We start from the raw sequence: 12826 nt of genomic DNA on the forward strand, positions 1-12826 counted from the left end.
GTAATCTATATGATTACTCAGCCTCGTTGGACTCGCCAGCCTGCTTAATGCTGAGAGAAATACGCTTTCTGTCAACATCGATGTTCAGGATCTTAACAGTAACCTTGTCACCGATAGCAACTACTTCATCAGCGCTCTTGATACGTCTGTCAGCAAGCTCACCCATAGGAATGAGACCATCGAGGCCCTGCTCAATGCGCATGAAAGCACCGAAAGCCTTCAGGCCAACGATCTCACCAGAGATAATATCGCCAGCATTGTACTTCTCAGCCTTAACTACCCATGGATCTGGCATGGTGTCCTTAACGCTCAGGGAAATACGAACCTTGCCATCCTCAGTCTCAGCAATGCTCTTAATCTTAACGTCAAGCTCCTGACCCTCTTCCAGAACATCTGCTGGATCCTTAACACGGTTCCAGGAGAGATCGGAAATGTGAACCAGACCATCGATACCACCGATATCGATAAACGCACCGTAGTTAACCAGTCTCTTAACAGTACCCTTAACTACATCGCCTTCCTTAACATTCTCCAACCAGGACTTGAGCTCAGTCTCAAGAAGCTGACGACGGGAGAGAACCAGACGCTGCTTAGCTGGATCCAAATCAATTGGAACAACCTTTACAGTCTGGCCAACATACTTGGAGAGATCCTTAACAAAGTTAAGCTCAATCTGGGATGCTGGGATGAATGCACGAACGCCGAGAGCGCGGGCAACCAAACCGCCCTTAACAACCTGAGTAATCTCAGCCTCGATTGGCTCAGCCTTCTCAACGATGCCATCAAGCTCCTTCCAGGATGCAAGACGATCAGCCTTAACCTTGGAAACAGTGAGGCCATTCTCGCCGCCCTTGGCAACTACGAGAACCTCAATAACATCATCAACCTTAACAATGTCCTTTGCGGACTCAGGAGCAGGCTCAGCAAGCTCAAACTTGGAAATTGGAACATCGTTCTTGTTACCCTGGATGTTAACGATTGCTTCGCTATCATTTACTGCAACAACTGTAGCCTTAACTAAATCGCGCTCATGTATCTCCTTCATAGAATCTTCTGCTGCTAACCAAGCTTCCATTGAATTCATTTCTTCTGACACTTTTTATAAACCTCCTTGATAATCCAGTCCGGTGTAGAAGCACCAGCTGTGATACCAATTTTTTTAATTTTATCAAACCAATCGTCACGAAGCTCATCTGCTGTTTCGATGTGGTAAGTTTTGCATTTATCACCACAAAGCTGTGCAAGCCTTGTAGTGTTGGCGCTGTTCTTGCCGCCAATAACAATCATCAGATCAACCTCTGTTGCCAGCTTCATAGCTGCTGACTGACGCTGATCCGTAGCTGTACAGATAGTTCTCAGTATCTTCATGTCGCTGGACTTATCCAAAAGCCGTTCAACAATCAGCTTAAATTTTGGAGCAGAGAAGGTTGTTTGAGCAACAATACCCAGCTTGCCATACTTTGGCAATGCATCGGCCTCTTCCTCTGTCTCAATGGCAACAGCTCCATCACCGGCCCATTCGATAATGCTCTTTACCTCCGGGTGGCGCTTTTCACCAATAATAACTACCTGATATCCTTCATCAGCAAGCATTTTGGCTGATGACTGGGCTTTACGGACATGGGGACATGTGGCATCCACCATATTAAGTCCCATGGCTTCAACACGGTCATAAACATCAGGCCCCACTCCATGTGATCTGATGATAATGGTCCCTTCCTTGACTTCATCAAGGGAATCCACCGTTCCAACGCCATTTCCCGCAAGCTTTGCAACCATCTGGGGATTATGAATAATTGGGCCAAGTGTATTTGTCACCTGGCCTGGAGCCGCTGAATCCTCTGCCAGCTGTATAGCTCTCTTTACGCCATAACAAAAGCCCAGGTTGTCTGCAAGGATTACTTCCATAACATATCACCTTGTATGCTGATTATTATTATTTACCCAACATACCCATACAGTATATCATTATTTTTCAAGCTTGGCTATTCATTTTTATTAAATTATCAATTTTCTCCATAATTTTTTTAGAAAAATCAGCCAAAGCTTCCTTATCATTGTGTTTTCCTTCAAAATACATTGGCTCTCCATAAATAATTTGGAGCTGTGGCAAAAAGCCTCCGTTTTGAAGGATTTTATTTGTGCCAATAATAGCCGTTGGCACCACAGGAACCTTAGACATAGCTGCCAAAAGGGCCACTCCGGACTCAGCCTTGTGGGTTTTGCCGTCCTTACTGCGGGTTCCCTCTGGAAATACCCCCAAACAAAGGCCCTGCTTTAAAATCCCCAAAGCAGTTTTTATGGCCCCCCTATCAGCGGCACCACGCTTCACAGGGAAAGCATACAGACTCCTGATTATTGCCCCGGCAATGGCGGGCTTAAACAGCTCCTCCTTTGCCATGTAGGCAACTGGCCGCGGCATATATGTTCCCACAATTGGGGGATCCCAGTTACTAAGATGGTTGGCAGCCATAATCATGCCGCCCTCCATGGGAACATTTTCCTTGCCCATAACCTTTGGACGGAACAAAATACCAAATAATATCTGAAATATAACCTTTAATATACTGTAAAACATCTCATCACCTGCATCTGTCAAGAATAGCCTTAACTACTTCCTCAATGCTCATATCACTGGTATCCAGAAGCTCTGCATCCTCCGCCTGAACCAACGGGGAAATTTCGCGTTCGCTGTCAGCCTTGTCACGGGCAGCAATCTCCTCCTGGAGCTTTTTCAAATCCACGTCATAGCCCTTGGCCTTCATTTCCTTGTAACGGCGGTCAGCACGTTCCTCAATGGAAGCTGTAAGGAAAATCTTAATATCTGCATTTGGCAAAACATTGGTGGCAATATCACGGCCATCCATGATAACTGAGCCCTGGGTAGCCATCTTACGCTGCAAATCTGTGAGTCTTTCGCGTACTGGTCCAAGGGCAGCCACCTGGGAAACGATGCCGGTTACCTCTGGTGTACGAATTTCAGATGTTACCTCTGTGCCATCTACAAAAACCCTGGTTTTTCCCTCTTTATAATCGAGAACAATATCAATATCCTTAACCACATCATTAATCAGAGCATCCGTTACGGTCTTTCCCTGCTGAAGGCTCTTCCAGGCCACAGCTCTGTACATGGCACCAGTGTCAATATATGTGAATCCAAGCTCCTTTGCTGCCATCTGAGCAACAGTGCTCTTGCCTGCTCCTGCAGGGCCATCAATTGCAACTACTAATTTTTTCATTTACCATTACCTCATTTTTAATAATTTTTATTTTGTTAATCTATCCAGCTCTTCATAGAAATCAGGATAGGAAATATCCACACAATCCGGATTCTGAATCTCCACCCCTGCCCCGGCAATACCCAATACTGCCAGACACATGGCCATACGGTGGTCATCATAGCTAAAGCACTCCGCCATCTTAGGAATACTGCCCCCATGAATAATCAAGCCGTCTTCCTTGCCTTCGATATTGCCTCCCAGCTTGGTAAACTGGTCACAGATAGCCTCCAGTCGGTCCGTTTCCTTGACCCGAAGCTCCCCGGCCCCAGTAATAATTGTATCACCCTCAGCAAACATGGCTGCTACAGCAATAATAGGTATCTCATCCACCAAACGTGGGATAATATCTGCTCCAAAGCTGGTGCCATGAAGCTTGGCATATTTCACCAAAATATCTGCCACCAGTTCGCCACCGCTCTTGCGCTGGTTCTGAATTGTAAGATCAGCTCCCATATCCTTCAGTACATCTATTATGCCTGTTCTGGTTTCATTGATGCCCACATTTTTCAAAAGGAGCTCACTACCCGGAATAATGGATGCTGCCACCAGCCAAAAAGCTGCAGAGCTAATATCCCCCGGCACTACCAGCTCCTTTGGAGCAACCAGCTTGTCAGGTGCCGTTATAGTAATGCTGGTCCCCTCATATTTCAGCTTTACACCAAAGGCCTCCAGCATAAGCTCTGTGTGATTTCTGGAAGGATATGGCTCCACTACAGTGGTTTCTCCCTCTGCAAAAAGTCCCGCTAAAAGCATGGCGGACTTCACCTGGGCACTGGCCACAGGCATATTATATTTATACCCCTTCAGCTTCCCGTCCACGGGAACTATGGTAATAGGCAATTTTGTATTATCTGCCCTGCCCACTATATGGGCCCCCATCTGACTCAAGGGCTTGATAACCCGTCCCATTGGCCGTTTATGCAAGGAGCTATCCCCTGTAAACACTGACACAAATTTTTGTGGGGCCAGCATACCCATCATAAGGCGGAGAGTTGTACCAGAATTTCCCGCATCCAGAATAGTGGCCGGCTCCTGCAAGCCATGAAGGCCATTACCTTTTACAATAAGCTCAGTATCGCTTATTATATCCACCTTGGCCCCCAGAGCCCGCATAACGCCTACAGTAGACAGGCAGTCTGCTGAAGGGAGAAAATTTGTAATATGTACAGGAGTATCACCCAAAGCGGAAAACATTACACTTCTATGGGAAACGGACTTGTCCCCCGGAATTATAATCTCGCCCCGTAATGCCTTTAAGGCCTTATTTATAACTCTATTTCCCACTTGCTTACTCCTCCTCATCATTCCATACGGACCAGTTACCCGCTGCTGCCCCCATCGAAAAGGCCGCCTGTAAATTATAGCCCCCGGTGTAGGCATCCACATCCACCACCTCACCGGCAAAATACAGATTCTTTATCAGCTTGGACTCCATGGTCTTTGGATTAATTTCCTTTACATCAACGCCTCCGGCTGTAACAATAGCCTCCGCAATAGGCCGTGTTTTGGTTACAGTTACCAGCAAGCCCTTTAATACATTTACAAGACGATGGCGCTCCTCCTTGGTGATGGAATTCACCATTCTGTCCGGCTCAATATATGCTCCGTCAAGGACCGGTGGAATTAACCTTCCCGGCAATAAATCCTTTAGGGCATTCTTCATTTCCTTACGCTGGTATTTCTCAAAATCCCTTAAAACTCTGGCATCCAGCTGCTCGAAGGTAAGGGCTGGCTTCAGATCAATCATCAGCTCCACAAAGCTGTCTTCATCCAACAGCTGGGCAGTTTTACGACTAAGGGATAGAATTATAGGACCGCTGACACCAAAATGGGTAAACAGCATCTCCCCAAACATATCCGTTATTCTCTTTTCATCAGCGAAAAGAGTAACCCGAACATTTTTTAGTGACAAGCCCTGTAAATCCTTAACCCATTCCTCCTCCAATTCCAGTGGAACCAAAGCTGGAAGGGGTGTCACCACCTTATGGCCGATTTTATCCGCCATTTTATAGCCATCCCCTGTGGAGCCAGTGCCAGGATAGGATGAACCGCCTGTGGCAATAATTACCGCCTCTGCCTCGAATTTTTGTCCATCATCAGTTTTCACACCCACAGCTTTATTATCCTGTACCAATATATCTGAAACCTTCACATCAGTGTACAGCTTTACTCCCAGCTCATGAAGCTGAAGCACCATGGCATCCACCACATCGGCGGCCTTGTCGCTGACTGGGAACACCCTGCCTCCCCGCTCCACCTTGGTGGGCACCTCGATTCCATTAAAGAAATATTGCACATCCTCATTGTCAAAGGCCCGAATACAGCTGTTCAAAAACTTGCCATTACCAGGGATATTCTTTATCAGCTCAGGGATCTCCGCCACATTGGTAATGTTGCAGCGACCCTTTCCAGTTATTAGCATTTTCTTGCCGGCCCGCTTCATTTTTTCCAACAGCACCACACTGGCACCGTTCTCCGCCGCCTTTATGGCCGCCATCATGCCAGCGGGACCTGCTCCAACAACAACAATTTTATCCATTGGTTGCACCTTGCTTTCCCGCAATATGCTTTAGCATTGACAATTCGTCGGTGGTAAGCTCACGATACTTTCCCCGACTAACCCCCTCCAGAGTTAGCCCTCCAAAGGCAATACGCTTTAAGGCGGTAACCTCGTGACCAACTGCGCTAAACATTCGTCTCACCTGACGGTTACGGCCCTCATGGATTACCACCTTAACCTTGGACCAATGCCCCTGCTCATTATATTCCACCAGCTTTGCCTCCGCTGGAGCTGTCATGCCGTCCTCCAGCTTGATGCCACTACGGAATTTCTGCAGTGTTTCCGGGGTAACCATGCCTCTCACTTTAGCAAGATAGGTTTTCTTTACCTCATAACGGGGATGCAGCAAACCGTTCATCAGCTCACCATCGTTTGTCAGCAATAGCAAGCCTTCCGTATCGTAGTCAAGCCGACCGATAGGGTAAATGTATTCCTGCACATCCGCCAGCAGATCAACCACCGTTTTCCTGCCCCTATCATCCTTTACGGTACTCAGATATCCCTTTGGTTTATTCAATAAAAAATACAGCTTGGCCTTTTCCTTACCAATGGCCACGCCGTCTATAGCTATTTCATCAGTTTCATCGGCCTGAATGCCCAGCTCTGTAACCACCTGGCCATTAAGACTTACTCTGCCTTCTTTAATCAGCCGCTCAGCCTCACGACGGGATGCCGCCCCAGCCCGACTGATAAGTTTTTGTATCCGTTCCATCAATAGACACTCCTTCTTTATGATTAAAACACAAAGGCCAAATGCTGTCTAGTTTAAATTCATGTGCAATATGAAAATCCCCTGCAGTAAAATGATAACTTTATTATTATTAAGAAAATTGATATAATGAATCGGTATGCAAAAAATATTGCGTTATATAAAAAGGTTATTTATATAAAGGAGAGCACAAGATGATTTTAAACCGTAAATCAGTGGAACTTTTGGCCCCGGCCGGCAACTGGGATGCCCTGGTGGCAGCCGTGGAAGCTGGTGCCGATGCTGTTTATCTCGGTGGCAAGCATTTCAACATGCGTATGCACCGCAATAAGGAAACAAACTTTGACGATGAGATGCTGAAGAAGGCTATTGAATATACCCATGCCCATGGTGTTTGTCTCTATATCACTCTTAACAACCTTATCAGTGATGATGAAATTGAGCCTTTAAAGCAGTATCTTGCTTATCTGAATGAAATCCGCCCGGATGCAATTTTGGTGCAGGATTTTGCCGTGCTGGAAATTGCCAAGGAAATGGGCATCACCATTCCGTTCCATACCTCAGTAATGATGAATACCCATAACGAGCACGCCATCAAAAAGCTGAAGGAATATGGCATTACCAGAATCGTTGTGGGCCGTGAAATGACCCTTTCCGAAATGTCCCTTTTCAAAGAAAGAACAGGGCTGGAAATCGAGTATTTCATGCATGGTGATATGTGTATCGCTGAAAGCGGTCAGTGCATCCATTCCGGAGTGCTCTTTGGACAGAGTGGCAACCGTGGCCGTTGCCTGAAGCCTTGTCGTTGGGCATACAAGCTCATTGACGAGGAAACCGGGGAAATTCTTGATAAGGACGACCAGCACGACTACAAGCTAGCTCTCAAGGATATGTGTATGTACAGAAACATCCCTGAGCTCATCCAGGCTGGTGTATTCTCCTTTAAAATTGAAGGTCGTATGCGCCCAGCTGATTTTGTACGCCGCATTGTGGCCACCTACAGAAAGGCTATTGATGCCTATATTGAGGACCCTTATGGATATCAGGTGGATGAAGAGGGCTGGCAGGACCTTTACAAGAACCGGGCCCGTGATTTTACTACCACCTTTGCTTTGGGACAGCCTGATGCCAGCGATATCGGCTTTGATGGCTCCCGTGAGCCACGTTTCTTCAGTGATGCTGTAGAAGAGGCTGGTTTCCAGGATGAAATTTTAAAGGCTGAGCCAGCAATTAATAAGGAAAACAAGGGCAAACGTCAGCTGGCCGTACAGGTGGCAGATATTGCTTCCGTGGAGGCTGCCTGCTCCAATGGTGCTGACATCGTTTATTTATCCGGTGAAGCCTACAAGCCAAAGAAGCCTTGGTCACTTAAAAATGTGGCAAAGGCCATTGAAATCGGCAAAAAATACAACGCCAAAATCGTTATTGGTACCCCACGCACCACCATGCGCCGTGAATGTGGCGAACTGGAGCAATATCTTAAGGCAGTCAATGAACTAAAGCCAGCCGGCGTGCTGGTAAGCAATCTGGGCTCCTTAAAGCTGGCCCAGGAGTGTACTAATTTACCGGTACAGGCGGACTTTTCCTTCAATCTCTTTAACCATAAGGCTGCCAGCTTTATGAAGAAGAACGGCATATCCATGGGTACTGCTTCTCTGGAGCTTTCCTTTGCCCAGGTGAAGAATCTTGTGGAACAGTCTGAGCTTCCTATTGAGATTATCGTTCACGGCTCCTACGAGTCCATGATCTGTGACCACAATTTTGCCGCCATGATTCTTCCATACAAGCATTTGATTAACCCTGAGTTTGTAAATCGCCATTATGCCTTAAAGGATACTGCAGGCGGTGTTCATCCACTTCGTATGGACCAGTTTGGTCGCAACCATATTCTCTTTACCAAGGATTTGTGCTACTACCCATATCTGGAGAAATTCAACGGCGTAGCTGCCTTCCGCATTGAGGCCAAGGACTATGCGCCAGAGCTGGTGGCAGAGCTTACCAAGGCATACCGCACTGCTCTTGATAATCTGGATGCCGGCAAGCCAGCCTTTGATGAAGAAACCTTCAAGAAGCTGCAGGAGTCCGGTCCTAGAAAGCTGGGTATCGGTGTATATCGATTCCGCCAGTCCCAGGATTCACTCTAATCGACCTCATCCGAGCGCTACGCTCCCACCTTCCCTATAGGGGAAGGCTTTCAATTCCTAAATATTTTTTTAATTTATAGGAGGTATTGATAATGTCATTGGAAAAGCCTATTGGTCCTGAGGCCATTTTGGAAAAAAAGAAGAAATACATCATGCCTTGTCTGGCTCATTTTTACAAGGAGCCACGTCAGTTTGTAAAAGGCGATATGCAGTTTTTGTACGACAGCGAGGGACGCAAATATCTTGATATGTTCGCTGGTGTATCCGTTATGAACTGCGGTCACTGCAACCCTGAAATTCTCGAAAATGTGGTAAAGCAGGTCCAGTCCCTGCAGCATGTCTGCAATATTTATCTCACTGAAAATTTCGTTAATCTGGCTGAAAAGCTGGCCGAGGTTACACCTGGTGACTTGCAGAAAACCTTTTTCTGCTCCACTGGAACCGAGGCCAATGAAGGTGCCATGCTATTGGCTTCCATTTATACAGGCAACGACGAGTTTATCAGTCTGAGAAACGGCCTCCATGGCCGTACCAAGCTCACCATGAGTGTTACTGGTATTCAGATGTGGCGTACTGATCCTCATCCATGTGGGGGTATTCACTTTGCTCCAAATGCTTATTGTTATCGCTGCCCGTTGGGGAAAAAATATCCTGAATGTGATTTGGCCTGTGCCAATGCTGTTGAGGACTTGATAAAATATTCCACCAGTGGCCATCCAGCGGCCATGATTGCTGAGCCTATTCAGGGAAATGCGGGTATTGTAACGCCTCCAAAGGGATACTTTAAGCGTGTTAAGGAAATCCTTGAAAAGTACAATGCTCTCCTTATTATTGACGAGGTGCAGACAGGATTTGCCCGTACTGGCAAGATGTTTGCCATTGAAAATTTCGATGTGGTGCCTGATATTATGACCATGGCCAAAGCCCTTGGTAATGGTGCTCCAATTTCTGCCTTCACTGCATCTGCCAAGATTGCAGATACCTACACCAAGCCAGGTGCCTCCACTCTTGGTGGCAACCCTGTATCCTCCATTGCCGGTCTTAGCGTTATTAACTACATTCAGGAGCATAATCTCATGCAGAATGCCCAGGAGCGTGGCCAGCAGCTATATGATGGTCTGGTTGAGCTTCAGAAGAAGCACCCTATCATTGGTGATATCCGTGGTCTGGGGCTCATGCGTGGTGCAGAATTTGTCCATGCTGACAAGAGCCCGGCTCCTGAGGAGCTGGATATGGTTCTTGAAGAAATGAAGGACCGTGGCTTTATTATCGGCAAGAATGGTATTGAGAGAAACGTTATGGCCTTCCAGCCACCATTGGTTGTTACTGAGGAAGACATCAATAATGTCTTAAATGCTCTGGATGATGTTTTAACAAAACTAATTAAGTAAACTGATATCAATTTAATAAACACGCAAAAATCCCTGCCAAGAAGGATTAACATTCCTCCCTGACAGGGATTTTAATATGCCCGTAGATATTATTTGATTTAAATCACCGTTACACAATTCTTGCCGCCCTGATTCTTTGATTTATACATAGCTGCATCAACCCGCTGAAACAGGGATAGAATAGTATCATCCTTGGCAGCTGCCGTAATACCGATGCTCACCGTCACATTCTTCACCTTAAATTGTGACGTCAAGCCCATAATTTTACTTCTGATACGCTCGGCCACATTAGCGGCCACATCCACATTACAATTATTAAAGACAATTATAAACTCATCGCCACCCCAACGGCCTGCCCTGTCCGTGGCGCGAATATTCTGTTTAATGAGATCAGCCACACTCTTAAGGACCTCATCACCAGTACCGTGGCCCAGGGTATCATTAATGCTCTTGAAATTATCTATATCCAGCATCATGATTGAAACTGAATTTCCCGATAATTGACATCTGTATAAAGAATTCGCCATTTCAGATTCCAGCTCGCCACGATTGAGAAGATTGGTGAGAAAATCGATTTTGGCAATATCATAAAGGCGTCTGTTGCTTTCCTCCAGCTCGTTGGACACAGCCTGTACAAAATGCATCATGTGGCTCAGTACACTGTTTTGATGCTCCAAGCGGATTGGCTGCATTGATTCATCATTACTGGATATAACCTCATGGCCGCCCTCCCTGAATCCGATTATGGAAAGGCACATGTTATTGAGGTATATATCTCCCCCTGGGGTTCTCATGTATTCGCCGGAGGCGTAAATCCCCGTGGAAGGAACGCCCTTGCGGCAAGCCTCCAATTCCTGGTTAACATCCTTATGAAGATGAATATTTCTTGCCCAGCAGCTTACAGCAAATATCCCCTCAGGATTAAATCTGATCATTTCCATCTGGATATTGCGGGCCTCTTGAATAATAACAGCCGGATCACCATAGCACAAGCGAATCATATCACCTACAACGAAATCAGCCCCATAGCTGGCACTGCCATCCTTATCAAGTCGTCTTGGCAGTCTGGACAAAAAGGCCCCATTTCTGATAATTGAAAATGGAAACGCCACCGCTTCACTTAAAAACTCATCATTCCAATTGGTAATGCCCAAATATTTCTCATAAATTGTCCGGACAGGCACATCATCTATTTCACAAATAGTATGATAATTATCCAATCTGGTCACGGTCATAGTCTTGCCTAATGGCTTCCAGCCACTACCATAGCCAACATGAACATTTAAGGATTTGCCATTAAAGGCTACCATTACATGTCCCCTATGGATGACATCATCACCAGTAAAAACAAAGCCCTGGCCAGCCGGAGTTGTACCATCATCCACCACTCCACCAAAGAATACTACCTCTGGTGGCAACTTAGATATTTCCTCGAAGAAAGGCATTGTATTAATGGCATAGCCGGCAGTGAGCATCTCCACTGCAGCCAAATTATCCACCTTGGTCAATTTTTCCAAGGTTTCCACACCGATTTCCTTACTTTTATCATCATCCCAAAATACCGGGAAAACTTCAATCTGTCCTTCTTTAAACACAGAAAAAGTCAAGGAAATGCCATAATAATTAATGACACCAGCCGTAATCATAGCCGATGCTGTTCCACCGGCGATTTTAGCCTCAGGTAACACTTCCCGTACCTTTTGAATTAAATCTGGAACCTTATCCTTTAAATGGATATTGGCATAAATCGTAACCAGCACACAGGAATACTCCCCCATGCCAGCTAGCTGACTGGAAAATTCATCCACTTTATTAAAAAATGACTGTACATCTTCGCATAAATACGGAATGTGCTTCATATAATTCACCCCAAAATCAGACAATGGTGCCATTGACAAAATTATACCATAAGATATTAGTTCACTGCGAGGAAAGATTTTTAAAAATTTAAAGAGAAACATTTATTATGTAAACATAAAATAATCAGCACTTTTGTTTGCAGAACACTTGCAATAGAACATATATATGATATACTATAGGTACAGAACTATTATGTAAGGAGTGTGACTAATGGGACGTAAACGCTGTGCCGATGAGCGCATGAGCCAAATTTACAAGTACATCAAGGAATTTCTTTTATCAAAGGGCTATCCGCCTTCTGTTCGCGAGATAGGCAAGGCTGTTGGACTTAAATCATCCTCCACCGTACACGGATATCTCAATCAATTAGAGGATGCTGGGCTGATTCGCCGTGATCCGACCAAACCTCGTGCAATTGATCTTTTGGAGGACAAGCCTTGGGAACGTACTGTCAATGTTCCGTTGGTTGGTGCAGTAACCGCCGGTACTCCTATTCTGGCGCAGGAAAATATTGAGGAGGTCTTTGCTTTCCCACAGAACCTCCTGGGTACCACGTCAGAAACCTTTATGCTGAAGGTTGACGGTGAAAGCATGATTAATGCCGGCATATATGATGGCGACTATATCATGGTCAAGCAACAGAGCACTGCAAATAACAGTGATATTGTGGTGGCATTGGTAAATGGAGAAGCCGCCACCGTAAAACGCTTCTTCAAGGAAAAGGATTGCATCCGTCTACAGCCAGAGAATGACTCCATGGAGCCTTTCTATGAAAAGAACGTAACCATCTTGGGAAAGGTAATCGGCATCTATCGCCAAATGTAAATCCAAATTCAACCCGCTTTATGCAAAGAGAGCAACCCGTGAGGCTGCTCTCTATT

11 protein-coding genes are annotated in these 12826 nt (G+C 45.8%); 3 read left to right on the forward strand and 8 right to left on the reverse strand.

What is annotated here, in order from left to right; translation table 11 throughout:
* Positions 1–13 precede the first annotated feature (13 nt).
* From T355_RS13165 to T355_RS0101520, 7 genes are all read right to left on the reverse strand, one after another.
* The gene (locus tag T355_RS13165) at positions 14–1096 is read right to left on the reverse strand and encodes a 30S ribosomal protein S1 (protein WP_419670088.1); all 1083 of its coding nucleotides are present in this window, start codon (positions 1094–1096) and stop codon (positions 14–16) included.
* Positions 1081–1908: a 4-hydroxy-3-methylbut-2-enyl diphosphate reductase gene (ispH, locus tag T355_RS0101495; protein WP_027396200.1), complete on the reverse strand. Its 828-nt coding sequence runs from the start codon at positions 1906–1908 to the stop codon at positions 1081–1083. Before ispH ends, T355_RS13165 begins: the two co-directional genes overlap by 16 nt.
* 67 nt (positions 1909–1975) lie before the next feature.
* Positions 1976–2578 carry a lysophospholipid acyltransferase family protein gene (locus T355_RS0101500; protein WP_027396201.1) on the reverse strand — a complete coding sequence of 201 codons (603 nt, stop codon included), beginning with the start codon at positions 2576–2578 and terminating at the stop codon, positions 1976–1978.
* 4 nt (positions 2579–2582) lie between these two features.
* Positions 2583–3239, reverse strand: a complete 657-nt coding sequence (cmk, locus tag T355_RS0101505) for a (d)CMP kinase (RefSeq protein ID WP_027396202.1) — start codon at positions 3237–3239, stop codon at positions 2583–2585.
* 27 nt (positions 3240–3266) lie between these two features.
* Positions 3267–4583, reverse strand: a complete 1317-nt coding sequence (aroA, locus tag T355_RS0101510; protein WP_155851649.1) for a 3-phosphoshikimate 1-carboxyvinyltransferase — start codon at positions 4581–4583, stop codon at positions 3267–3269.
* The gene (locus T355_RS0101515) at positions 4570–5820 is read right to left on the reverse strand and encodes an NAD(P)/FAD-dependent oxidoreductase (protein WP_027396204.1); all 1251 of its coding nucleotides are present in this window, start codon (positions 5818–5820) and stop codon (positions 4570–4572) included. The genes aroA and T355_RS0101515 overlap by 14 nt, the downstream gene beginning before the upstream one ends.
* Positions 5813–6556: a pseudouridine synthase gene (locus tag T355_RS0101520; RefSeq protein ID WP_269318741.1), complete on the reverse strand. Its 744-nt coding sequence runs from the start codon at positions 6554–6556 to the stop codon at positions 5813–5815. The genes T355_RS0101515 and T355_RS0101520 overlap by 8 nt, the downstream gene beginning before the upstream one ends.
* 188 nt (positions 6557–6744) lie before the next feature.
* On the opposite strand from T355_RS0101520, the gene T355_RS0101525 reads away from it, so the two are divergent.
* On the forward strand, positions 6745–8694 hold the full coding sequence (locus T355_RS0101525) for a peptidase U32 family protein (RefSeq protein ID WP_027396206.1): 1950 nt from the start codon (positions 6745–6747) through the stop codon (positions 8692–8694).
* 92 nt (positions 8695–8786) lie between these two features.
* Complete coding sequence (locus tag T355_RS0101530; RefSeq protein ID WP_037329624.1) at positions 8787–10085, forward strand: aspartate aminotransferase family protein; 1299 nt, start codon at positions 8787–8789, stop codon at positions 10083–10085.
* 98 nt (positions 10086–10183) lie between these two features.
* Here T355_RS0101530 and T355_RS0101535 read toward each other — a convergent pair whose 3' ends face one another.
* The gene (locus T355_RS0101535; RefSeq protein ID WP_027396208.1) at positions 10184–11944 is read right to left on the reverse strand and encodes a GGDEF domain-containing protein; all 1761 of its coding nucleotides are present in this window, start codon (positions 11942–11944) and stop codon (positions 10184–10186) included.
* 211 nt (positions 11945–12155) lie between these two features.
* Here T355_RS0101535 and lexA point away from each other — a divergent pair, with 211 nt between their 5' ends.
* The gene (gene lexA, locus T355_RS0101540; protein WP_027396209.1) at positions 12156–12770 is read left to right on the forward strand and encodes a transcriptional repressor LexA; all 615 of its coding nucleotides are present in this window, start codon (positions 12156–12158) and stop codon (positions 12768–12770) included.
* Positions 12771–12826: the final 56 nt, after the last annotated feature.

The sequence above is a fragment of the Anaerovibrio lipolyticus LB2005 genome, from assembly GCF_000621545.1.
GTDB classification, from domain to species: Bacteria; Bacillota; Negativicutes; order Selenomonadales; family Selenomonadaceae; genus Anaerovibrio; species Anaerovibrio lipolyticus_A.